This window comes from Idiomarina sp. HB, assembly GCF_048059115.1.
Lineage (GTDB): Bacteria > Pseudomonadota > Gammaproteobacteria > Enterobacterales > Alteromonadaceae > Idiomarina > Idiomarina abyssalis.
On the sequence record NZ_JAYLVU010000004.1, the window covers coordinates 250,993 to 274,750 of the forward strand.

At 46.6% G+C, this 23,758-nt stretch carries 22 protein-coding genes; 14 read left to right on the plus strand and 8 right to left on the minus strand.

Annotated features, from left to right (window positions below; genetic code table 11):
* The first annotated feature begins 8 nt into the window (after positions 1 to 8).
* Genes VBY75_RS12240 through VBY75_RS12255 form a run of 4 tightly spaced genes read left to right on the plus strand, consistent with a single transcriptional unit; the run spans position 9 to position 2,954 of the window.
* On the plus strand, positions 9 to 266 hold the full coding sequence (locus VBY75_RS12240) for a YkoF family thiamine/hydroxymethylpyrimidine-binding protein (RefSeq protein WP_054490141.1): 258 nt from the start codon (positions 9 to 11) through the stop codon (positions 264 to 266).
* A complete protein-coding gene (gene pnuC / locus VBY75_RS12245) occupies positions 259 to 885 on the plus strand; it encodes a nicotinamide riboside transporter PnuC (RefSeq protein ID WP_416512760.1) in 627 nt (208 codons plus the stop codon). The genes VBY75_RS12240 and pnuC overlap by 8 nt, the downstream gene beginning before the upstream one ends.
* Positions 882 to 1,625 (plus strand): phosphotransferase, encoded by a 744-nt coding sequence (locus VBY75_RS12250; RefSeq protein ID WP_416512762.1) that lies wholly within the window; start codon positions 882 to 884, stop codon positions 1,623 to 1,625. Before pnuC ends, VBY75_RS12250 begins: the two co-directional genes overlap by 4 nt.
* 30 nt (positions 1,626 to 1,655) lie before the next feature.
* Positions 1,656 to 2,954 (plus strand): MFS transporter, encoded by a 1,299-nt coding sequence (locus VBY75_RS12255; protein WP_416512764.1) that lies wholly within the window; start codon positions 1,656 to 1,658, stop codon positions 2,952 to 2,954.
* Positions 2,955 to 2,976: 22 nt separating this feature from the next.
* Here VBY75_RS12255 and VBY75_RS12260 read toward each other — a convergent pair whose 3' ends face one another.
* Positions 2,977 to 3,174 carry a DUF3185 family protein gene (locus VBY75_RS12260; RefSeq protein ID WP_054490148.1) on the minus strand — a complete coding sequence of 66 codons (198 nt, stop codon included), beginning with the start codon at positions 3,172 to 3,174 and terminating at the stop codon, positions 2,977 to 2,979.
* Positions 3,175 to 3,353: 179 nt separating this feature from the next.
* Between VBY75_RS12260 and VBY75_RS12265 the strand changes: the two genes are divergently transcribed.
* A complete protein-coding gene (locus tag VBY75_RS12265; protein WP_416512767.1) occupies positions 3,354 to 5,810 on the plus strand; it encodes a TonB-dependent receptor plug domain-containing protein in 2,457 nt (818 codons plus the stop codon).
* A gap of 75 nt (positions 5,811 to 5,885) precedes the next feature.
* Here VBY75_RS12265 and VBY75_RS12270 read toward each other — a convergent pair whose 3' ends face one another.
* Positions 5,886 to 6,362, minus strand: coding sequence for a Dps family protein (locus VBY75_RS12270; protein ID WP_054490152.1), 477 nt, complete (start codon positions 6,360 to 6,362; stop codon positions 5,886 to 5,888).
* Positions 6,363 to 6,507: 145 nt separating this feature from the next.
* Positions 6,508 to 7,431 carry a rhodanese-related sulfurtransferase gene (locus VBY75_RS12275; RefSeq protein WP_416512769.1) on the minus strand — a complete coding sequence of 308 codons (924 nt, stop codon included), beginning with the start codon at positions 7,429 to 7,431 and terminating at the stop codon, positions 6,508 to 6,510.
* 119 nt (positions 7,432 to 7,550) lie between these two features.
* On the opposite strand from VBY75_RS12275, the gene VBY75_RS12280 reads away from it, so the two are divergent.
* Positions 7,551 to 8,309 carry a sulfite exporter TauE/SafE family protein gene (locus tag VBY75_RS12280; protein WP_222235882.1) on the plus strand — a complete coding sequence of 253 codons (759 nt, stop codon included), beginning with the start codon at positions 7,551 to 7,553 and terminating at the stop codon, positions 8,307 to 8,309.
* On the opposite strand, the gene VBY75_RS12285 is transcribed toward VBY75_RS12280, so the two are convergent.
* Positions 8,226 to 9,272, minus strand: coding sequence for a CNNM domain-containing protein (locus VBY75_RS12285; RefSeq protein ID WP_054490158.1), 1,047 nt, complete (start codon positions 9,270 to 9,272; stop codon positions 8,226 to 8,228). The two genes, VBY75_RS12280 and VBY75_RS12285, sit on opposite strands and share 84 nt — an antisense overlap.
* A gap of 15 nt (positions 9,273 to 9,287) precedes the next feature.
* Complete coding sequence (locus VBY75_RS12290; protein ID WP_054490160.1) at positions 9,288 to 9,872, minus strand: YqaA family protein; 585 nt, start codon at positions 9,870 to 9,872, stop codon at positions 9,288 to 9,290.
* Positions 9,873 to 10,004: 132 nt separating this feature from the next.
* Here VBY75_RS12290 and hemH point away from each other — a divergent pair, with 132 nt between their 5' ends.
* From hemH to VBY75_RS12315, 5 genes are read left to right on the plus strand one after another with little or no spacing between them, the layout of a single operon-like run.
* On the plus strand, positions 10,005 to 11,099 hold the full coding sequence (gene hemH / locus VBY75_RS12295; RefSeq protein ID WP_416512772.1) for a ferrochelatase: 1,095 nt from the start codon (positions 10,005 to 10,007) through the stop codon (positions 11,097 to 11,099).
* A 10-nt stretch (positions 11,100 to 11,109) separates the two neighbouring features.
* Positions 11,110 to 11,550 (plus strand): OsmC family protein, encoded by a 441-nt coding sequence (locus tag VBY75_RS12300; RefSeq protein ID WP_416512774.1) that lies wholly within the window; start codon positions 11,110 to 11,112, stop codon positions 11,548 to 11,550.
* A 35-nt stretch (positions 11,551 to 11,585) separates the two neighbouring features.
* Positions 11,586 to 12,056: a retropepsin-like aspartic protease family protein gene (locus VBY75_RS12305; RefSeq protein WP_244994784.1), complete on the plus strand. Its 471-nt coding sequence runs from the start codon at positions 11,586 to 11,588 to the stop codon at positions 12,054 to 12,056.
* Between the two features lie 21 nt (positions 12,057 to 12,077).
* Complete coding sequence (locus VBY75_RS12310) at positions 12,078 to 12,617, plus strand: hypothetical protein (RefSeq protein WP_416512777.1); 540 nt, start codon at positions 12,078 to 12,080, stop codon at positions 12,615 to 12,617.
* 26 nt (positions 12,618 to 12,643) lie between these two features.
* Positions 12,644 to 15,319 (plus strand): EAL domain-containing protein, encoded by a 2,676-nt coding sequence (locus VBY75_RS12315; protein WP_416512779.1) that lies wholly within the window; start codon positions 12,644 to 12,646, stop codon positions 15,317 to 15,319.
* Positions 15,320 to 15,321: 2 nt separating this feature from the next.
* Here VBY75_RS12315 and VBY75_RS12320 read toward each other — a convergent pair whose 3' ends face one another.
* Positions 15,322 to 15,951: a peroxiredoxin gene (locus VBY75_RS12320; protein WP_222235876.1), complete on the minus strand. Its 630-nt coding sequence runs from the start codon at positions 15,949 to 15,951 to the stop codon at positions 15,322 to 15,324.
* Positions 15,952 to 16,078: 127 nt separating this feature from the next.
* Between VBY75_RS12320 and VBY75_RS12325 the strand changes: the two genes are divergently transcribed.
* The 3 genes from VBY75_RS12325 to gdhA all read left to right on the plus strand — a co-directional run bounded on the left by VBY75_RS12325 (position 16,079) and on the right by gdhA (position 19,155).
* Positions 16,079 to 16,522 carry a YaiI/YqxD family protein gene (locus VBY75_RS12325; RefSeq protein ID WP_054490176.1) on the plus strand — a complete coding sequence of 148 codons (444 nt, stop codon included), beginning with the start codon at positions 16,079 to 16,081 and terminating at the stop codon, positions 16,520 to 16,522.
* A gap of 2 nt (positions 16,523 to 16,524) precedes the next feature.
* On the plus strand, positions 16,525 to 17,721 hold the full coding sequence (locus VBY75_RS12330; protein ID WP_416512782.1) for a GGDEF domain-containing protein: 1,197 nt from the start codon (positions 16,525 to 16,527) through the stop codon (positions 17,719 to 17,721).
* Between the two features lie 81 nt (positions 17,722 to 17,802).
* Positions 17,803 to 19,155: an NADP-specific glutamate dehydrogenase gene (gene gdhA / locus VBY75_RS12335; protein ID WP_222235874.1), complete on the plus strand. Its 1,353-nt coding sequence runs from the start codon at positions 17,803 to 17,805 to the stop codon at positions 19,153 to 19,155.
* A 2-nt stretch (positions 19,156 to 19,157) separates the two neighbouring features.
* On the opposite strand, the gene VBY75_RS12340 is transcribed toward gdhA, so the two are convergent.
* Positions 19,158 to 20,774, minus strand: coding sequence for a serine hydrolase domain-containing protein (locus VBY75_RS12340; RefSeq protein ID WP_416512784.1), 1,617 nt, complete (start codon positions 20,772 to 20,774; stop codon positions 19,158 to 19,160).
* A 20-nt stretch (positions 20,775 to 20,794) separates the two neighbouring features.
* Positions 20,795 to 23,668 carry an insulinase family protein gene (locus VBY75_RS12345; RefSeq protein ID WP_416512786.1) on the minus strand — a complete coding sequence of 958 codons (2,874 nt, stop codon included), beginning with the start codon at positions 23,666 to 23,668 and terminating at the stop codon, positions 20,795 to 20,797.
* Positions 23,669 to 23,758: the final 90 nt, after the last annotated feature.

Sequence of the window (23,758 nt, forward strand, 5' to 3'; positions counted from 1 at the left end):
AGGGTAACATGCAAGTTTCAGTGGAAATGTCGTTGTATCCTTTAGCTGACAACTATCTGGATACCATAAAAGACTTTATTGAGCGCTTAAACCAGCATTCAGAGTTAACGGTTCTGACCAATACGATGAGCACCCAAGTCTTTGGTGAGATGCAGGACGTTATGCGTATTTTAGGTGAAGAAATGGAACTGCTTTTTCAAAATGTGCCTTCGAATGTTCTGGTTTGTAAGTTTATTAATAAGGATTTAAGGCCGGAGAATGCTTGAGTCTTCGCTCGAGTTCTGGCTTGAACAGCTAATGGTCAGTTCCCCCTGGGAGCTGACCGCTTTAGTTCTGGCGCTTGGCTATCTCGTACTGGCCGCGCATCAACGACAATGGTGTTGGGCTGCTGCCGCGGTCAGCTGTACTATTTACGCCGTATTGTTTTGGCAGGGCCGGTTGTATATGGAGTCTTTGCTGCAGACTATATACATTGCTTTGGCCGGATATGGCTGGTGGCAATGGCAACGTCAGCAAAGCGCCGCAAAAGAGAGCCCTGACGGTGCAAAGTATCCGCTGCGATGGCACCTTATACAATGGGCCTGGTTAGTTCCCCTGGCCGCTTTAATTGCTTATTTGTTGTCGGTCTACACAGACGCGGACGCTGTGTGGTTAGACACTTATACAACCGTATTCAGTTTGCTGGCTACCTGGCTGGTAACCAAGAAGGCGTATGAAACCTGGTGGTACTGGCTGGTCATAGACAGTGTTTATGTTTATTTGTACGCCAGCAAAGGCTTTGTTGCTACTGCTTTGCTTTTTGTTGTTTACCTTATTCTGGTTGTTTACGCCATGTGGCGCTGGCGCCATGACACCCATTTAAATTCCGTAGGCGAAGTTGGGTGATAGATAAGCCAGAAGAAATACAGCTTTTAGCGTCCGGGCAGTCCAATCAGGCCTTACGCTTAATAACGGACACTGACGACTACGTATTGAAACGTTGGCGGAATGAAGAAGTATTTGCGGTTGATAGAGAGCGGGAAGTATCGCTTCAGCAGCAGCTGGCCAGGCTCTCTTTAGCGCCGGAAGTATTGGATTACCACACTGGGCAAGGTTGGCTATTACAACCTTATTACAAAGCCCCTTCGCTAGAGCAGGTCACTTTATCTCCGTTAATTAAAGCCACAGTGCTGGCTGAGACACTGGCCAAAATTCACTCCGTGCGCGTTGATGTTCCACCCTGGTCAATGGCGGAGCGGATTGAGCATTACTTGCAGCAACTGCAAGCTTTTGACGCACCCTCTGTAACTGTTATGCGACAGCAGCTAAAACCCATTGCCTCAGTTCTTGATGACTGGCTCAGTTTTCCTGTGTTGTGTCATAACGACTTATCGATGAACCACATATTGATGACCGACCCAATGAGAGTCATCGACTGGGAATATGCGGGCATAGGGAATCCGCTGTTTGATATTGCCAGTACCATAAAAATTAATCAGTTAAATAGCGAAATGGTTGAGCGTTTAATTTCTGATTATGAAAAACGAACTCACTACCAGGTTGATCGGCAACGTTTGTCACAATGGTGTGAGTTTGTGGAATGGCTGAACAAAGTGTGGCAGCATTTGTTCCGACATACCTCTTAATGTGAACACATTGCCATGACGGAAAAAAAATTGACCGAACGCGTGTACGGCTATTTAGCGGAAGACGAAGATGCCCGTGTATGTAAGGACATTCCTGAATCAGCCTGTAATGAGCAGCCTCGTTCGTTTGTTTTAATGTTGCTATCGTTAATGTTAACAAAGTTGGGCGATAGCCTCGTCAGCGCCCGTCTGGTACTGCCGTGGATGCTGAGTTCGCTCGGAGCCCCTGCTATATTCATTAGTGCGCTGGTACCACTACGCGAATCATTAGCTCTATTACCTCAGCTTTTTGTTGCTCAAAAGCTTCGTGAACAACCAGTACGCAAATGGTTCTGGGTTGCCGGTAGTATCGGTCAGGCGCTGTCCCTGTTGGCCATGTTGTTTGCAGTAGCGACCTTAGATGGCGATATGCTGGGCTGGTCGGTCGTTATATTGTTGGCGCTGTTCAGTTTGTCGCGAGGCATTTGTTCGGTGGCCAACAAAGATGTGACGGGAAAAACGGTGTCTAAAACCCGCAGAGGGCGCATGTCGGGTGTCGCGGCTTCGGCTGCCGGGCTGCTGACCTTACTCACCGCACTCGTTATCATTTTTGCTCCGGAGATGGATGGTCAGCGGCCTCTGTTTGTTGCTCTTCTAGGGGCGGGAGTCGCGTTATGGGTGGTTGCTGCACTGCTTTATGCAGGGATCCCTGAAGTTGCAGGGGCAACAGAAGGCGGCGGCAATGCGTTGACCGAAGCAGTAAAATCAATGTCGCTGCTTTGGCAGAATCGTCAGTTTGGTCATTTTGTAGTATCACGTGCGTTATTGGTAGCGGCTGCTTTCGCCATTCCTTACATTGTGGTTTTAATACAGCGAGAAGGCGAAGCCGAGTTAACAAGCTTAGGCAGCTTAATGCTGGCCAGTGGGCTTGCTGGTTTACTGGCAGGGCGTTTTTGGGGGCGTTGGTCTGACTCAGCCAGTCATCATGTTATGGCTGCCGCTTCCGTTATGTCGACCCTGGTTATGGGGATAGCTTTAGCCCTTTATTATTGGGCTCCTGATGCGTTAGGTATGCAATGGGTGGCAGCTGCTTTGCTGTTCAGTTCAGCGGTGGCTCACCATGGTGCCAGGGTTGGGCGAAAAACTTACTTGGTGGATATGGCAACTCAGGATAATAGAGCGCAATTGACCGCCGTATCTAACACAGTAATGGGTGTTGTGCTTTTAGCGGGTTTATTGTTGGGCTGGGTTGATGCTGCTTACGGCGTAGCTGCGGTACTGTGGGTGCTGGCTGCTATAGGCGTTATTGCAACCTTTAGTGCATTGCGATTGCCAGACGTATCAGGTTGATACGCCTGGCTAACCGAATCCGTTATTTTCCGCGAATTACCGCGTAGAGGCCAACAATCACAGCGGCAACCCCACCAATTAAATACCAAATGGTGTTGTCAGTTGGCTCATTTGTCGCCATTTCAGACATTTCAGAAGCCAGAGACTGAGAAGCTTCATAAGAAAAATACAGTAAAATAGCACCAACAACTAATAGAACAATACCTACGATACGAGTCATAAAGTCTTCCTTTTGTTGTGTTAACAACTTATCAATATAAAGCAGTGAGCAAGATCTTCAAGTTTCCTTACGAAATTTTGATCTATGTCATCTGATATATTCCCAAACCAGAAAAATGTCGGTAATTGTTAAAGGGCTGATCGCATTTAAAACGAAAATAACAAAAGTAAGGCGGAACTATGAGCAGAGCATCTTTCAAGCTGGGTTATTTAGCCCTTTCACTGTCTGCCGCGTTAGCAATTCCGAATACCGGTTTTGCACAGCAGGCAGACGTTAATGCAGAGTCAGACGAATCGATGGAGCGTATTGTTACTCTGGGTTCTCGAGTGAACGGCCGTACAGCAACTGAGTCGGCATCGCCTATCGATATTATTTCTGCTGAGCAACTGGTGAATACCGGTGCAACGGAATTAGGTAAAGCTCTGCAAATGAGTGCACCGTCTTTTAACTTCTCCAGTACCACTATCTCTGATGGCTCCGATATTATTCGTCCGGCTACTTTGCGGGGACTTAACCCTGACCAGGTATTGGTGCTGGTTAACGGTAAGCGTCGCCACCAACAAGCTCTTGTGAACGTACAGGAAACGATTGGTAAAGGCTCTGCTGGTTACGATATTAACGCGATTCCTATTACAGCGGTTGCGCGTGTTGAAATTCTTCGTGATGGAGCCGCCGCTCAGTACGGTTCTGATGCGATAGCTGGTGTCATTAACATTACGCTGAAAAGTTCTGACGGCGGAAGTATTTCAGCGGAAGTTGGACAAACTTATGAAGGCGATGGCGAAGTTAATACCGTTGGTATCAACTTTGGTAAAGAGTTTGATAAAGGCTTTTTCAACGGAACGTTAGAATACCGTGACCGTGGTATGACAAATCGCGCGGCACCAGCTGAAGCCTCATTGATTGGTGACTGGTCGTCGCCCAGTGGCGACCCTGTGGTTCGCCTGCATATTGGTGACGCAGACTCTGAAAACTTATACGCCTGGTTTAACTCCGGCTTTAACTTGAACTCCAGCACAGAACTCTATGCCTTCGGTGGCGTTTCAACTCGCGATGGTGGATCTTCGGGCTTTTTCCGTGGTAGAGGACACCCCAGAACAATCGAAGCCATTTATCCGGACGGCTTCTTACCAAAACTAGAAACCGAGGCGGATGACCAGTCTCTGGCGGTTGGTATTCGAGGTGATCTGCCGAATGCCTGGTTATGGGACGCGAGCGTTGTCTACGGTAAAAATGAATTCGGCTTTAATTCATCGAACTCAGCGAATGTCAGTTGGTACTATGAACCTCACCCAGATGGCGGCATTTACGGTGAAACCCCTACGTCAGCCTTTGACGGTGAGTTAGTGTTTGAGCAAACTACGTTCAACTTAGACTTTAACGGAACCGTTGATATAGACAATGAACTGCTTTATTTAGCTTTCGGCCTGGAAATGCGCCAGGATGGTTATGAGATAAATCCGGGTGACCCTGTTTCCTGGGCTTATGGCCGGACCAATGATCCCAGTGTGGAAATCGTAACGCCATCGGGAGCTGGTGCAGAGGCTGGTATACAAGGCTTCCCGGGCTTTAGCCCAAGCCAGGCTGTGGATGCAACTCGTGACAGCTATGGTGCTTATGTCGATGCAGAATATTATGTGACTCCTGACTTTTTGTTAGCCGGTGCGTTGCGTTACGAAGACTACGACATAGCGGGTGACAACATCTCAGGTAAGCTTTCTGCTCGTTATGACATCGATAGCGACTTCTCTGTTCGAGGAACGGTAGCGACAGGCTTCCGTGCGCCGGGTGTGCAGCAAATTTATTACAGTCAGGTATCGACAAATATTGTTAATGGGACCTTGGTGGAAACAGGAACCATAGCTAATGATGATGAAGTGGCGCGTCAGTTTGGTATTAACGCACTCGAGGAAGAAACTTCTGAGAGTATTAGTTTAGGTTTAATTAAGCGCTTCGACAGTGGCTTTGATCTAACAATGGATTTCTACCAAATTAATATCGATGATCGGATTGTTTTGTCGGAATCTTTAACAGCCAGTGTCGGTGCGGAGTTTGGCCAGGTCCTGGAGGATAATAACCTGGGTGCGGCGCAGTTTTTTACCAACTCTGTTGATACTAAAACAACAGGTTTAGATGTTATCGCGTCTTATCCTACTGAGTTGTTTGACGGTAACCTGAACTTGACCGCGGCCATGAGTTTTATGAACACCGATGTTGAGCAGGTGAATTCGGTTTCGTCGTTAATTCCCGGCGAACAAATCTTTAACGATACCCAAGTGTTGCGCCTTGAAGAAGGACAGCCCAGTGAAAAAGCAACATTAAGTGGTGACTGGACTCGAGATGCCTGGAACGTCAATTTAGCCTTAAATTACTTCGGTGCTGTTGAAGGCCAGGCTTTCACAGGTGTTCGTCATGAGTGGGGTGGCAAGTGGTTAACCGACCTTTCTGTTGGTTACGACTTTACCAGTAACCTGAACGTACGAGTTGGTGCCAATAACTTATTTGATACTTACCCGGATGAGTGGGGCAGTGCAGGCTCGCCATTCTCTGATGCCGGCTTTAAATACGGTTGGGAAACCTTCCCGTTTGGTATCAATGGTGGTTATTACTATGCACGTCTGAACTACACGTTCTAGGTGTTGTATGGCCTACCAATAGAAACGAAAACGCCCCTTTCAAAGGGGCGTTTTTTATTTGGCCAGGCTGACAGTTTAGTTTCCTAAGTAAGAGGTCAGCATCCACGCTGTTTTTTCTTGCTCTTTAATGTAGTCACTCATTAGTGCATTAGTACCTTCATCACCAGCTTCGTCAGAAATTTCAAGAATTTCACGTTGCAGGCGAATTGTAGTCTGATAGCTGTCCAGAATATTAGCTACACAGGCGCGGCCTTCGTGAACGTCTTTTACTTCTTCTATTTCACTGTTCTTGATATAGGTCGAGTAAGCATGCTGAGGGCGTTGACCCAGAGTCAGAATACGTTCTGCAATTTCATCAATTTTCAGCAGTAGGTCGTCGTAGGTTTCTTCAAACTTAGCGTGCAATTCGAAGAAACGTTCGCCTTTAATGTTCCAATGGAAGCCGCGAACATTCATGTAAAAAACCTGGTAGTTTGAGAGCAACTCATTCAACTTGTCGCCAAGCTTCTCTGCTTTTTTCTGGTCTAAACCAATAACGCTTAACTGTTTCATAAACCCTCCTTTGTCATCGTTATGCCTTAACAATAGTTGAATCATAGAGTTAAAGAAAGCGATGAAAACCGATAAAGCCGACAGTTAAAATCGATAACTGTCAGCTATAGCTTACATAAAGGTTACGGAGTTGCAGTGAGGCAGATCAACTGAGGCTTTCGACTTTACCGTCACGAATGTGTTTTTCGCCGCGGGCTTTCGCCAGTTGAATTTGACGTTCGCGTTCTGCAAAACGTTCTTTCTGTTCGGCTGTGGTTTTATCAAAGCAGTGCGGGCAGCTGACGCCCTTCTGGTAGTGCTCAGACTGCATTTCTTCTTTGGTTATTGGCATACGGCAGGCGTAACATTGGTCGTATTCACCGGGTTCCAGGCCATGCTTAACAGTAACCCGTTGGTCGAAGACAAAGCATTCGCCATTCCAGCTGCTTTTCTCTTCGGGCATCATTTCCAAATACTTAAGAATGCCGCCCTTTAAGTGGTAGACCTCGTCAAAGCCTTGTTCTTTAAGATAAGCGGTCGACTTTTCACAGCGGATGCCGCCAGTACAGAACATGGCGACCTTTTTGTGTTTTTCCGGATTCAGGTGCTCTTTAACGTACTCAGGGAACTCACGGAAGGTATCGGTTTTGGGGTTAACAGCACCTTCGAACGTACCTACGGCATATTCGTATTCATTACGGGTATCAATAACCAGAACTTCCGGGTCGGCAATTAAGTCATTCCATTTGTCGGGGTCAACGTAAGTGCCAACAGAGCTTTTGGGATCAACCCAGTCAACGCCTAAAGTTACAATTTCTTTTTTAAGCTTAACCTTGGTGCGGTAAAAAGCCTGGCCGTCGCTGGGGGACTCTTTGTGTTCAATATCCACAAAACGTTCGTCCGAACGCAAGTACTCGAGCACGTTATCAATACCCTCGCGAGTACCACAGATAGTGCCATTAATACCCTCGCGGGCTAATAAAAGAGTGCCTTTTACATCGTTTGCAATAAGCGTTTGATACAGCGGTTCACGCAGCTCTTTATAGTCATTGAGCTCAACAAACTTGTACAATGCCGCACAAATATACATATCATGTTACCTTTTTCAGCGGTCCGGAACGTAAATCCGGAGCCCTATTTAAAATCGCGCGGATTATACCGTTTTGATCCTGATCAGCGCAAATCAGGTTTCCTGGGAGCAGTAAAGCCATGGTAAGCGACGCTTTGTTTTTTGGTTTAGTTCTTTTGTCGGCCGCAACCTCACTACTGACAGCTGTAGCTGGTGCAGGTGGTGGTGCAGTATTGATAGGTATGATGGCATTGGTCTTGCCGGGGGGCGCGGTGATACCGGTACACGGACTGGTGCAAATGGGTTCTAATGTGGGCCGTACCGGGTTGTCATGGAAGCACATTCACTGGCCTACCGTTGCCTGGTTTGTCCCTTTTGGTCTGCTGGGAACCTTTATTGGTAGTCTACTATTGGTTCAGCTTCCCACGCATTTTTTGCAAATTACCATCGCGTTATTTTTAATCTGGCTGACCTGGGGGCCTAAGTTGCCGCAAAGCTTCCGCGGCCGGGCAGGCTTAGTTGGCGGAGGTTTGGTAACCGGTTTTATTTCGCTATTTGTCGGGGCGTCAGGGCCGCTGGTAGCGGCCTTTGTAAAAGCTCGTTTTAGTGAAAGGTTGCAAACGGTCGCGACATTTTCTGCTGTAATGACCATGCAGCATGCCCCTAAAGCGTTAGTTTTTGGCATGGCAGGCTTTGTCTTTCAGGATTGGCTGCCGTTGGTGTTGGCAATGATTGCCGCCGGCTTTGTTGGTACCTGGGTTGGTCTGCATTGGTTGAAAAAAATCACCAACCAACGCTTTGACCAATTGTTTCGGTTAATCATTACCTTGCTGGCTCTTCGCCTGCTTTGGGTCGCGCTTGAGCCTTTTGTCCCAGCGTTGGCGAGCATAGCGGCGTAAGCTGGCAATGTTATCGGTTTCATCCATTATGGGCGTGCCCAGTATGGTTTCGATAATATCTTCCAGAGTAATGAGCCCGAGCCAACTGCCGTGTTCGTCGTAAACCAAAGCAAGATGCTGGCGCTCTTTGATGAGATGACTCATTAGCGCTTCCACGCTCACAGTTTCTGTTACTATTTCCACGGGGCGGACAATGTCACTTAATGCGTCTGACTCGTCAGCATCTAAAACATCACTTCGGAAAATGATGCCCTGAGGTTCCTCTTCGCTGTCAATAACCGGGTAGCGTGAAAAAGGTAACTTGCGGATCTTCTCGCTGACTTCCAGCATACTTAAACTCGGGTTAATCGACTCGCAGACTGTGCGAGGTGTCATTACTTGACGCACGCGAATTTCATGTAAATCAAGAATGTTTAAGATTACCCGGCGCTCGTCATCGTCTAAAGCTTTTTCTTCGTGACCAATAGTTGCCATGGCTTTAATTTCCGAGCGAACATCAATGTCCGCTTCACCGCTGCCAATACGTTTTGTAATTTGATCAGAGAGCCAGATAAAAGGCTTAAGTGATAAAATCATAAAGTTAAGTATGGGAGGAAGCGAAGGTGCAATGGGTCGCCAGAACTTGGCCCCGATAGTCTTAGGGATAATTTCAGATAACACCAAAATAAGCAGCGTCATAACGGCTGAAGCGACACCCAGGTAGCCATCACCAAAAACCACTCCGACTTGAGCGCCAACACCGGCTGCTCCGGCTGTATGTGCTATCGTATTGAGTGTTAGTATAGCCGCGAGAGGTTTATCAATAGAGTCTTTTAGCTTGCGTAATTGCTGATGGGTTTTAGGCCTGCTCTCTTTTAATTGTGCAACATAACTGGGCGTAACCGATAAAAGAGCCGCTTCTAAAACCGAACAAACGAACGAAACACCCACCGCAATGATGGCAAAAACAATAAGTAAAAACATTAGTACCCTAAATGCTTACAGAAATTGCGTCAGTAATAACATAGTTCCTGCCAGAATCAGAATTGACCAGCCGACAGGACCTGCGTACTTACCCCATAAGCGCTCAGTATAAGGCCCTAACCACAAAACGATAAGCGCTAATACATAATATCTTAAAGCGCGCGCTGCACCTGCGGCGAATAAAAACAGAGAAAGTGGGTAGTCGCCAGCTCCGGCAGCCAGCATGGCAACCTGGAAGGGGACCGGAGTCACACCAACTAAGAAAATAGCGACAAAGCCGTCTTCTTTTAGTGTTTCCTGAAACTCCTGATAATAGTCCTGAATGGACAAGTAGCTGATAAACCATTCGCCCGCAGTGTCGAACAGCGCAAAGCCAATGTAGTAACCGCCAACGGCACCTGCCATAAAGCCAGCTAAAGCAACCGAGGCTACTAGCCAGATGCGTTTGCGCTCAAGCACCATGTAAGGCACGAGTACTAACTCTAAAGCAATGGGGAGTAAGGTTGCTTCCATAGCAGAAAGAAAAAAGAGAAGTACCAGAGCATGGGGGGAACTGGCAAGTTTCTGATACCATTGCTGCGTCTTTGTGTTTTCTGTCATTGGCGCGTCAATTTATTAATTTCGATAGTATTTATCGGTTTAGTGTAGCGTTATTTCTTTGCAAATAGGGATCGAAGCCGTTAAAACTTACGTAAACTTTGCATTAAGCGTATTGTTAAAAGGTAACTGAAAATGAAATATCGAGGAAGCCCTGCATTTTCTCATGGACAGGCAGATAAAATAGGGGTGCTGGTGACTAACTTGGGCACTCCTGAAGCTCCAACGAAGGGCGCGCTCAAGCCCTATTTAAAAGAGTTCCTGTCTGACCCAAGGGTGGTTGAGGTTCCTCGCCTGCTTTGGTACTTCATATTAAACGGCGTGATCCTTCGATTTCGTCCGAAACGTTCAGCCGAGGCTTATGAAACTGTTTGGACAGAACGCGGCTCGCCGTTGCTTTTTCATACTCAGGATCAAGCCGCTGCTATTGAGAAAAAACTGAAGGAAACCTGGGGCGACAATATTGTCGTCGACTTTGCCATGCGCTATGGGAATCCGGCGTTGGGTGATGTGGTCGAGAATATGATGCAAAAAGGGGTACGGAAATTACTGGTTCTGCCGCTATACCCGCAATATTCAGCATCTACCACAGCCTCAACTTTTGATGCTCTGGCAAAAGATTTCACCAAACGCCGCTGGTTACCTGAACTGCGTTTTATTACTCATTACCATGACTTCCCGCCGTTTATTGAAGCGGCAGCAAAACGCATTGAGAGGCACTGGGAGCAGCATGGGCGCACTGATAAGTTACTATTTTCTTACCATGGTATTCCGTTACGCTACTTGAAAAATGGCGACCCTTACCACTGTGAGTGCTACAAAACCTCACGTTTACTGGCTGAACGTCTGGGACTTGGTGAGGAAGAATACCTGACAACATTCCAGTCGCGTTTTGGTCGCGAGGAGTGGCTACAACCGTATACTGATATGACCATGAAAGCGCTTCCCGGAAAAGGCATTAAGTCTGTTCAGGTATTTTGTCCGGGCTTTTCTTCAGACTGTTTAGAGACGGTTGAAGAAATTGGCGAGGAGAACCGAGAATACTTTATGGAAAGCGGTGGTGAACGGTACGAGTATATCTCAGCCCTAAATGCCGAAAGTGATCATATTATTGCGCTGACACAGCTTATTGAGAATAATTTGCAGGGTTGGTCAGTGGAAGAGGTTTCTGGGCTGCGACAGCAAAGAACTGATGAAGTTAAGAAGCAAGGCTTGCCCTACGATAACTGAGGAGAGAAGCATGGAAAAAGAATTTTCTGTTTCAATGGAACTGGTTGATAATTATAAGTTTCTTGTCGACTTTGGTAGTTATGGTGAGCTTGTTTCAGATGAGCCAGAGCCGCTAGGAGAAGGTCAGGGTCCAAATCCCTCTCGTATTTTGGCTGCGTCAGTGGCTAACTGTCTTGCCGCTAGCTTAATGTTTGCTTTGCGTAAGTTTAAAGACGAACCGGGTAAAGTAAGTGCCAAAGTGAAAGGGCATCTTGACAGAGTTGATGGTCGTTGGCGTATTGCCAGTATGGACGTCGATATAAAATTGGGAAATGCCTCGGCAACGCTGAGTCATCTTGAAAGAGCTTTGGAGCAGTTTGAGGACTTTTGTGTGGTCACTCAGAGTGTCCGTAACGGTATTGATGTCAATGTCAAAGTTGAAGACAGTGACGGAAAATTAGTAAAAGGATAAAAGTGGCTCGAACGAATTCATTCGGTAAGCCTTTCATGTTTATTGCATGGGGGCTTGCTATTGCTATGCTGGTTTGGTTTTTTGAAGACAAACTTCAGCAACAGTTTAATCCTAACTCTCAGGTTCAAAGTCATGTAGACAATGGGCAGGTCACAGTCGTGCTGGAACAAAACCGTATGGGCCATTACGTAGCCCGGGGAAAGGTTAACGGGCAGTCGGTGACATTTTTATTAGATACCGGAGCTACCCTGGTCGCTATTCCCGAAGGTTTAGCGCAAAAGCTCGGACTTCGTAAGGGACGTCAGGGAATGTCCCAAACCGCCAATGGACGTGTTATAACATACCGTACAGAAATTGATCGTTTGCAGCTGGGTGATATTCAGTTGAGCAATGTTGCTGCTTCAATTACACCCGGGATGGACGGCGATGTCATACTTTTGGGCATGAGTGCATTGAAAGAATTTGAGTTAATGCAGAAAGGCGATACTCTTACTTTACGTTATTAAAAATTAGAGCAGGACGGATGTATGTATAGAAAACTACTAGGCGCAACGTTATTCATTATTGCCGGTACGGCCGGAGCGCAACAGGAAACAATGAAGGAATGCGCGGCGATTGAAGACTCACTGGAGCGCTTGGTGTGCTATGACAACTTAGCCAAGCGTCAGCAAGGTGAACCTCAGGACGAAAAAGCTAAAGGTAGAGCTAAAGCGGAAGAGATGAAAGCCCGAGGACAAAGCAAGGCCGAAGAGATGAAAGCTAAGGCTAAGCAACGGAGCAAGCGGAGCGACAATGCCGCAGAGCAGAACTTTGGTATGGAGCACAAAGGTAGTCAAAATAATACGATTGAAAGGTTGGAAGTAGAAGTTGCCAGCAAAAAGCAAGACCCTTACAAGAAATGGCAAATTGAGCTGACTAATGGTCAGGTTTGGAAGCAAATCGATAGCCGGGGTTACTTTTCCTGGGACGATGATGATACCTATTACATTGAGCGCGGTGCGTTGAACTCCTTTTTCTTCGGGCGAGAAGATTCAAATCGTCGACTAAGAGTGCAGCGAATTAAATAAGCCAGGAACAATTATGCAGCGGACTAATGCAAGATAACTTACTCAGTTACAGTCAAATAGCGACAGGAGTCGTGCTGCTCCTGATTACTGCGACAGTTTTTGTCAGCGTGGTCCGTAAAAGAGCGGATAAGAAGTACCAGGGATTAAATCAGTTAATTCAGGCTCATTATAATACGTTTAATGCCCTGGCCCAGCAGCGGGATATTGAGGGCCGCTTGCTGGGTATTTGTCACCTAATTGAATCTCAAATTGATGGCGCCATGTGTTCTATCATGGTGGCAAATAAAGACAACAAAACTTTATCAACGGCTGCTTCAGCTTCATTACCCCGCTCCTTTTCTAATGAATTAAATGGATTAAAAATTGCTGATGGTTCAGGCGGCTGCGGTACCGCAGCCGCCATCGGTGAACCCGTTCTGGCTGCCGATATGAGGAACGATGAGCGTTTTGAGGCGTTCATGCCGTTAATTAATCAGTACGGCTTAGCTGCTTGTTGGTCTCACCCCATTTTTGGGGCTGCAGAGGGTGAAGTTATAGGAACTTTCGCTATCTACTTTGCCCAGCCGAGAGTGCCAACCGGGGGTGAGCTGGAACTGATTGTACGTAACCGCGACTTAGTTGCCTTAATCCTCGAGCAAGAAGAGCAACGAAAAGCGCAGGTTCGTTTAGAGCAACATCAACGCTCCTTATTTACATACAACCCCGATTCAGTTTTTACATTGGATTTAAACGGAAACTTCACCAGCGTTAATCGTGCAGTTTGCGAGCTTTTACTTCTTAGTGAGGAAGAGTTGCTGGGGCAACATTACGAGCTGGCGGTTCCGGAAACCGAGCGGGAAAGAACGCTAACGTACTTTGAAACAGCAAAAAAAGGCACCCCTCAATCTTACGAAATTAAAGTTGCGGACAGAATGGGGCAACTGCATGACTTATCAATAACCAATATCCCAATTATTATTGATGGCGAAGTTACCGGGGTGCATGGTGTCGCTAAAGAGGTTACTGAGCATCGGGCGAATGAGGCAAAACTTAAAGTTTTTCGAAGTAGCGTGCATGCCAGTGTTAATGGCGTCGTTATTAGCGAAGCCAATAAAAAAGGTTTCCCGGTTCTTTATGTGAACCCCGCTTTTGAGAAAATGAGCGGTTACTCTCTTACCGAAATGAAAGGGATAAGTTGCAACATACTGCAAGGCCCAGACACGGATCCAAAGGCGATTAATGAGATTCGAAAAGCTTTGCAGGAAAAACGAGAAATAAAAAGTGTTATTCGGAACTACCGCAAAGATGGAAGCATGTTTTGGAATGAGCTCTTAATAGCACCGGTTAAGGCCCCGGATAACAAAGTAACGCATTTTATTGGGTTACAAAGCGATATTACGGAACGAGTCCAAAGAGAGGATGCTTTAGCTTTTTATGCCTCACATGACAGTTTAACGCAGTTAGCCAACCGAAGTGCCATGGAAGAGCGACTACAACAGTTAGTATCCAATGACACGAACCAAGCCGTTTTTGTGCTGTTTATTGATTTGGATGGGTTTAAACCGATAAATGACAGTTTAGGGCACTACCTTGGTGACGAGGTGTTAATTGAAACTGCGCAGCGTCTGCAGCAGGTAATCCGTGAACCTAACCTGATTTGCCGCTTTGGCGGAGATGAATTTGTTGCTGTTATCCAAAGCATGGGGTCAGCAGAGCAGATTAATGTTTTATGTACCGAAGTATTAGCTATTTTCGACGAACCATTTCGTATCGATGAGATTGAAGTTTCCTTGTCGGCAGCCATTGGCGTTGCCGCAAACGATATTCAATATAAGCATCCCATGGAACTGACTCAGCGCGCCGATGTAGCAATGTATGAAGCGAAGAAGCGCGGCGGTAATGCAGTTTGCTGGTACTCCGAAAAGCTTGATGAGGGGCTGGGCTACAAGGTTGCTCTGCGGACACAAATTCAGGAAGCGCTGGCCAAGAAGCAATTTGAGCTGTTTTATCAACCCATCATGACCAGTACAGGGCAAATTTCAGGGGCTGAAGCGTTGATTCGCTGGCACCACCCAGCCAAAGGCTACGTTTCTCCAGCGGACTTTATTCCTATTGCTGAGCGTACAGGTCAGATTATCCAAATTAGTGAATGGGTTCTTAGACAGGCCTGCCAAGACTTAAGTGAGCTGAAACGTTACGGTATTAACACTGTTTCTGTGAATTTTTCGCCCATTCAGTTTTATCGTGACGACTTTATTAGTAAAACCAAGTTTGTGCTCGAAGAATTTAATATAAAGCCGGGTGAAATTACCGTTGAAATAACAGAGAATGTGCTGGTTAACGACACTCAGCGTATCGCTGAACTTTTACAACACCTGCGCGAGTTAGGTCTTGATGTTGCAATTGACGATTTTGGAAGCGGGTTTGCCAGTTTGCGATACCTGAATGTCCTGCCCGTAAATAAACTGAAGATTGACCGCAGCTTTATTGAGAACATTGACCATAACAGACATAACGCTGCAATAACGGGTGGCATCTTAAATATGGTCGAGCACCTCGGTATACAAACGGTTGCTGAGGGTGTCGAAACTGAAAACGAATACCGCTACCTGGTCGAACACGGGTGTCCATTAATGCAGGGCTTTTTATTCTGTAAACCGAAGCCGCTGGGCGAACTACTCGTGTGGGCAGAACGCCAGCAGTCTCTCGAAAACGAAAGTTAAAGCTATTTGATATCGGTCAGACGTAAGTATGGGCGCAGCGTTTTCCAACCTTGCGGAAACTTCTGTTTTGCGTCTTCATCGCTTACTGTCGGGCGAATGATAACTGAGTCGCCAGGAACCCAGTCCGCCGGACAGGCAACTTCTTCGCGATCGGTCGTTTGCAGCGCATCAATAACACGTAAAATTTCATTAAAGTTACGACCTACCGTCATGGGATAAGTCATGATAAGCCGAACCTTCTGGTTGGGGTCGATGATGAAAACTGAACGTACAGTAGCGGTTGCGCTCTCGTTTGGGTGGATCATGTCGTAGAGTTCAGCAACTTTACGATCTTTATCCGCTACAATAGGAAACTCTAAGACGGTGCTTTGAGTGTCGTTTACATCCTCAATCCAGCCTTTGTGCGCATCCACAGTGTCAGTTGATAACCCCAGCGGTTTGACATTGCGCTTTTCAAACTCAGGGGCCAGTTGTGCTGTTCTTCCCATTTCGGTGGTGCAAACAGGGGTGTAGTCAGCCGGGTGACTGAAGAAGAACACCCAGGAGCCCTTTGCCCAGTCATGAAATTTTATCGAACCCTGAGTGGTATCAATGGTAAAGTCTGGTGCAGTATCGCCAATACGTAATGTCATAAAGTTACTCCTGGAGTCATTGTTGATAACCTTTATTGGTAACAACTAAATAGTAGCTTAGTAAACGCATTACAAGGTAATAGGCTTAGAACCATTTACTCTAATATAGACTCATGGATTATTAGTAATGACTTTATTTATTGATGCCGATGCCTGCCCACTGGCTATAAGAGAGATTCTGTTTCGAGCGGCGCAGCGTAAGCAGCTACACCTTTATTTAATCGCAAACCAGCGTATTCAGACACCAAAATCGAAGTTTATCCATATGGTTCAGGTAGGCAGTGGTTTTGATGTGGCTGATCATGAAATTGTCCGTCGCTGTGAAGCCGGCGACCTGGTGATAACCAGCGACATTCCTCTGGCGGCAGAAGTTATCGAGAAAGGTGCAAAAGCTCTGAGCTCCCGAGGCGAACTATTTACGCCGGACAATATTCGTCAGCGTCTCAATATACGCGACTTTATGGACACCATGCGAAGCAGCGGCATTCAGTCGGGAGGCCCTCCGCCTCTAACCAACGTTGATCGCAAAAATTTTGCTGACCATTTAGATCGGTTACTTGCGGGGAGTTGAATTTGGGATTTATTGCAGCATTACCGGCAATTCTCTGGGCCTTGGTTGCCTGGCTTTATCCTGAATGGTTGACGCAAATTCAGCTGCCGGTGCCGGGTGCCGTTTCTGCGGGCCTGGGTATTGTGTTTTTACTGGCCGCCTTTTTCCGGCAATGGCACTGGTTTTATTGGTGCGCCTGGGTTGGAGGTAGTTATGCAACGATTCAACTGGGGTTGCAGCAACCACTGGCGCAAAAAGAAGTATCACAACTGTATCAGGCGTTTCCTGTTTGGTTATCGGTCAGTGCCCTGTTATTAGCCTTTATAAAACAGCCAACCTTACTGACGCTAAAGGGTGTTCTTCTATTTATTGTTGTGGGAATTTTACCCTTAGCTTTGCTTTTGGGGCCGGTTGCTAACTCAGTTGCAACCCTGAGCCCAGTTGAACTGCTGACTCTGCCTGACTGGGAAGACACTGGACTTGCTGTTGGTTTGCTTCTTTGGATTGTTGCAATGGGAGGAAGTTGGGCAACTTTCCTATTGTATAAAGGCTCATCGTCCTTTGCCTGGAGCCAGTGGGCTTCATGGCTGGCACTGATGGTTTTTCTGCTGGTTGTTGACCATCGGGATGCGTCAACCTGGGCCTCGGTCGCGGCGGTAATTGGCCTATTATCGGCATTGGCCGATCAGATGTTGAAGTTGGCTTACATTGACGAGTTGACTGGATTACCGCAACGCAGAGCACTGGTCAGTCAATTGCAGCATTTACGCAGGCGCAGTGCGGTGTGCATGCTCGATGTCGATTACTTTAAGAAGTTTAATGATCGTTACGGGCATGAGGTGGGTGATCAGGTATTAAGGTTGCTTGGCAGTATTTTGAGAGAACATCGGGGTTTTAAAGCGTACCGTTATGGTGGCGAAGAGTTCACTCTGGTTTTTTCTCACAGCGACCCGGACAAATTGAAAAGTACATTAGAAAGTGTGCGCAGCAAAGTGGCGAATTATCCGCTTAAATTAAGGGAGCCCTCGCGACCTGACAGTAAACGCAAAGGCAAGGACGCTCGCGGAAAAAAAGATGCTGCAAAAACCGTAAAAATAACGATCAGTTTAGGAGCGACTTTAAAAGAGCCCGGGGATACACCCGATAGCATATTAAAACGCGCTGATGAGAACCTGTACTCTGCTAAAAAGTCGGGACGTAACCGGGTTGTCTTAAAATAGTGGCGATCTAAACTCACTGGTATACGTTACTAGTAGGTGCAAACTGTAAATCATGCTCTGTACACAATAACAGGTAGGTCAATGAGCTACATAAAAGAAACCATTGAAAAATTAAAACAAACGAGCCCCGCTCAAGTTGAATTCTATCAGGCGGTAGAAGATGTGCTGGAGTCGATAGAGCCACTTCTGGAAGAGCGGCCTAAATATCGTGAGCATTCTATTATTGAACGCTTGGTTGAACCTGAACGGCAGATTATGTTTCGGGTTCCCTGGATGGATGACGACGGTAATATTCAGGTGAATAAAGGCTATCGAATTGAGTTTAACTCGGCGCTAGGCCCCTACAAAGGTGGTTTACGTTTTCACCCAAGCGTCAATGCCGGCATTATTAAATTCCTTGGGTTTGAGCAAATTTTTAAGAATGCATTAACCGGGCTACCCATTGGTGGCGGTAAAGGTGGTGCCAACTTTAACCCGAAAGGAAAGTCCGATGCTGAAATTATGCGGTTCTGCCAGTCTTTCATGAGCGAGCTTTACCGTCATATTGGACCCAATACGGATGTGCCTGCCGGGGATATTGGCGTGGGGTCGCGCGAAATTGGTTACTTATTTGGTCAGTATAAGCGTTTGGCAAACCGCTTTGACGGCGTGCTTACAGGTAAAAGTCTGCTGTGGGGCGGGTCTCATGTCCGTAAAGAAGCCACCGGGTACGGTGCAGTTTATTTTGCGCAGTGCATGATGGATGACAAAGGTGACTCGCTGGAAGGCAAGCGCTGTTTAATTTCCGGCTCTGGCAACGTTGCTATATACGCTATGGAGAAGCTGTATGACTTAGGAGCCAAGCCCGTAAGCTGCAGTGATTCCAGCGGTACGATTTATCATGAGCAAGGTATTGATCTTGACCTGGTTAAGCGCATTAAAGAAGAGCAAAAAGGGCGGTTGGAAGAGTATCTTGAAACTCATAATAACGCGGAATATACGCCCCGGGACGATTACCCTAAAGACGGTCATACGGTTTGGCGTTATAAAGCCGACTTAGCTTTCCCTTGTGCAACTCAGAACGAGCTGACCGAAAAAGACGCTCAGTCACTTTTGGAGAATGGCTGTAAATGTATTGTAGAAGGCGCGAACATGCCTTCAACACAGGCCGCCGTTGATCTCTTTATTGAAAGTGGTGCCGCATACGGCCCCGGGAAAGCTGCTAATGCCGGCGGTGTTGCAACAAGTCAGTTAGAAATGGTGCAAAATGCCAGTATGCTGCGCTGGGACTTTGAAGAAGTGGACGAAAAGCTCAAAGACATTATGCGGAATATCTATCAGGACGCAAAACGCACTGCAGAAGATTTCGGGCACCCGTCCAACTTGGTTCTTGGCGCAAACATTGCGGGTTTCCGTAAAGTTGCCGACGCCATGATAGAGCAAGGTGTGGTCTGAACTTATTGGCCTCCTGCATTCTGGGTCAGTCGTTTAATGGCTTCATCATTTACCGGTATCGATTGTGCGTTTAGCATAACGACAGCCCTTGAGCCATCGAGGTAAAAGCCAACAAAACTGCTGAACCCGGCTGTTTGTCCGTTGTGCCAGGCGTAGGCTTTACCGTTTTCGTCTTCGCTAATAAGCCAGGCTAAAGCCTGCTGGCAGCAGCCTTCAATGTTTTTTTGTGGGGCAAGTAACTGCTCGACAGTGGTATCGCCTTCTGCACTTTTTCGCATGATTGCTCTGGTGTAGTTGGCCATATCATTCAGTGTAGAAACGACAGCTCCGGCGCCGGCCAGAGATTGAAAGTGCCAGTGAGGTACTACGTCGCCCAAGACATTATGTCCTTTTGACAGGGAGCCTGAAGTATTTTCTTTACGGGTTGCCACATAAGTATCCGGCATACTGAAAGGTTCAAACACAACGTCATTTAACAGCTCAGGAAAAGCTTTTTCTGCACTCTTAGCGAGTGACTCTGCCAGTAAGCCATACCCGAAGTTGGAATATTCGTAATTGTTGGCACCGGGCTCTACCTCAGCCAAGGCACTTTCCAATTCTGACTGACCATAATGAGCGTAAGGGTCTGTCTGGTCGGCCTTACTTAATAAATTTTCAGGAAGTCGGGGCAGCCCGCTGTGGTGTGTGGCAAGCTGTCCCAGAGTCACTGTATCGGGTGCTTGCGGCCAAAACTCGTTGACCGGGGTATCAAGGGTTGTAGACTCATTAACTACTGCATGGGCCAGCAAATAAGCCACCATGGTTTTTGTGACCGAGCCAATTTCGTATTGTGTATTATGGTCATGCTCGCCATAAAACTGGGTTTTGATTTCATCTTGGTCAATGATGGCAACCGCTGCACCATGCTCGCCCAACTCGGGTGTCGGTGTGCTGGCCTGTTTCTCATCCGAACCGGCTTTTTTGAAGGTGAGAGGAAATTCCTGCCCCTGTTTGAAAGTTCCTTCGTAGCCTTTTGTTGTCTTTTTCCCGTTAAAGCTCGCCTGAATCATCGGCGACTTAAAGCTGAGTGTGTTGTTATCAATATGAACGTCAGTCAAAGGTATACTAAAGCTTTGCTGAGCCGGACTGTCTAAAGTCGCAATATACCCGTCGTGCACAACGGCAATATTCACTTGTAAGGGTAAACTCGAGTTTTCACTGACGGGCAAATCACCTTTGTAGGTTGCTTCGTAGGTAAGGCGGGCTTTGTCTTCCTGAGTTAGCTTATGCATGGTAATACTGCGCTCTTTACCTTGTGTGAATGTGCCCTCTAACTGACCATCATTCAGAGCACCCTGATAACTGGCCCCGAGGCTTGTATCGGTGAACTCTATCTTATTACCCTTAACTGAAAACTTCGTGGGTTGGTGGTCAAACATGCCCTGGTTCGGGCTATCGAGAGTTAGCTGGCCGTTATCGACATTAATACCAAGCGTAATGCTAACACCTTCTTGAAGGACAAGCTCTCCGCGCCATACGCCTTCCAGTTCCTCCTGATACTCTTTAGCTTGTAAAGCATGGTGGCAGAAAGCTGCCACCATAATAGTTGAGTAAATAAACCACTTAATAAAGGTCTTCATTTTATTGCCTCATTGGTTAATTACTGCTTTTTCATCTCCTGCTGGAATTCCGCCAGATCAGAAATTACCGTTTGATTCGGTAAATCTGCGTATGGTTCATCAGCAAATTTAGTGCCTCGTAGTTGTACCGAAATACGAGCAGCATCCGGGTTTAACAGAGTTTCCTGATAGAAGGCTTTTGCGTTTTCCAATGTGACACCCTCAACAGCCTTAATCAGTTGCTCTTTGCTATCAAACTCAAAGCGTTGCAGTCTCAAATCGGCCAGAAGCGGAGACACCTCCTCGTTAAGGTTCTTTGGTGTTTCGTTCAAGGTAATGAGCGTGCTTTGCTTAAGTTGATTGAACTCTTCCTCAGTCATACCCTGCAGGTCTTCCCAGTATTCTTTCTTGAAGCTGTCAAAGCGTTCCTGCATATCGGCAACATTTTTCACCGGAGTTTGGATGTATAACCCAAAGCCGGCGTACTGGTCTAAGCTTGGAGCAAAGGCGCCAACTGCGTAGGCTAACTGTTCTTCTGTACGCAGCGTATCGAAAGCAACGGTACGGAAGTGACTTTGTAATACCGTACCGGCAGCTAACGACTCAAAACCGGGCTGTGGATGGATGTGTGCATCAACCAGTGCAACATCAGCGACCTCTAAGTCACGGCGCAGCACAATAGATTGCTCTGGTTGAGGTTCCCAGAACTGAGCCTGCTCAAAGTCTGTTACTTCACGATTCTTCGGTAAGCTGTCCTTAATGCGTTTAACCGACTCATTAAGCCCTGCTTTATCGTAGTTACCAAAAGCGAAAATGCGAATAGCATTATTACTCAGCATGGTATTCATGTAGTTCGATAAGTCTTCTGCACTTACAGAACCTGCTGTTTCAACTAACTCTTCCTGATTAAACCCACCTTCGCGGATCAACTGCCCGTAAGCATCGAAGCTTTGGTAAATAGGGAATTGCTGCCCCTTGTTGTTAAGCTCTCTAATATAGCGATCAACTGCTTGCTCAAAAGCTTGCTGTTCAACTGTAAAACTCAGGTTGTTAATTGCCCTTTCCAGCAGTTGAGGCTGCTTATCGGTGAAACCTGACACCGTCAGCGTGAGGCCGGTGCTGTCGCTTAGGCTGATGTTCATTCCGGCAATATTTGCTTCGGTATCAAGCGCGCTAATATTCATATTGTATAAGTCGCGCCACAAAGCGGTTAAAACATTCGCTTTTGCACTTTCAAGCGGGGCCGCGTTATTGATTTGAATGTTGAATACACCCCGAGGTTGATCGCTGTATAGTTGACTTGGGTACTGCCAAACCTGAATACCATCGTCTTCAATAACCACCTGAGGTTTGTCAAAAGCATCGTTCTGTTTAATGGCAAAGTTTTCGGGTAAAAGTGTATTTACCTTAGGCAGATTAATCGCCATTTGGGGCTCCTGGTCCCAGCTTGCGATTTCTTCTTGCGGTATATCCACAACTTTGTACTTACCTTCGTAAAAGTCGAGCTGACTGTCGTGCGGTTCATCCTGGCTGATGTACCAAACACGCAAATGCTCCGGAGTTAGCTGAGACAAAACAGAGCGTATGGCCTCAGGGTCAAACTCCTGATACTCGTAAGGAGCACTGATAGCGTATTCAGCCGGGAAATTTTGCATGGCTTCAGCCAGGTTAGAAACGTAACTGAATTCGTCACCTTTTTCTAAGAAACGGAAGCGATTGCTCAGGCTGGTTTTAATTTCGTTAAAGTACTTCTCATCAACGCCTTCAGCACGAACTTTATCAATGTACTTCATAATGAGAGCAACAATTTCTTCACGCTGCTTCATACCGGCATTGGTTAGCTCAACGTCAATTGCCAGAACGCCGTAGTTGCCGTAGAAAGTAGGCTGTGCCGATGCGTTTAAATTGGCAATTAGACCGGCATCTTTCAATTGTTGTGCTGGGGTGCCCGGCATTTCAGAGCCAAGCAAATAGCTGACATAGCGGTTTGGTTTAACCGCGAACTGGTCTTGGTTGTCGTTAATAATGAACTCAAGTTTCAGCTGTTTAACATCTTCATTCGGCACATAATGAATGCGTTTTTTCCCGACATCGTCGAAGTTAATTTGAGCAGTAACCTCAGGCTCTTCAATACCGTCATCTTCAATGCTGGCAAAATGCTTGCGGGCCAGCTCTTCCATTTCTTCTAACGAACGGTTGCTTATCATGGCAACTTTCATGATATTGGAAGAATAAAAACGGTTATAAAAATCCACAGTTTCCTGATGAAGCTCGCTGCCTTCTTTGTCGCTTAAGCTGTCCAGATTACCGATAAGGAAGCGGTTAGACGGGTGTTTGCCCAAAAGCAGTCGGCCCAGTTTGAACTGACCAAAAAAGTCCATCTCGCGGCGCATAGACCACTCGGCATTAACTGCATTACGTTCTTTGTCGACATACTCTGGATACAACTTAGGAGCTTTGAAAAAGTCCGAGAAGCGATCCAGGCCCTCATTGTAGGCATCGTTATTGACTTTAAACATGTAGTTGGTGATATCCAGCCAGGTGTAAGCATTCTGACTACCACCGTTATTACTCATAAATTCGCTGTAGCCATTAGTGTCCGGGTATTTCTCGGTGCCCAGGAACAGCATATGCTCCAGATAGTGCGCCATGCCCTGTTGTGTTTCAGGGTCCTGCAGTAAGCCGACACCAACACTTAACGATGCGGCAGACTTATCCGTATTAGGATCAGACACCAACATAATTTCAATATTGTTATCCAGAGTTAATACACGATACTCACGCTGATCGTTGGGGCTTTTAATAACTTCCCCGGCAATAGCACTTTGCTGTGTGCTGGTTTCGGTCGCTGGTTGACTGCAGCCTGCGGATAATAAGGCGGAGCTAATAGCGCTCGCAAGTAGTAACTTTTTCATAGAATGGATTCCTTTGATAATTATAGAACCATAATAGCGAGGATTGCCGGGGTTATTAAAGTGCGACTGTTAACTATTTGTTGACTAATT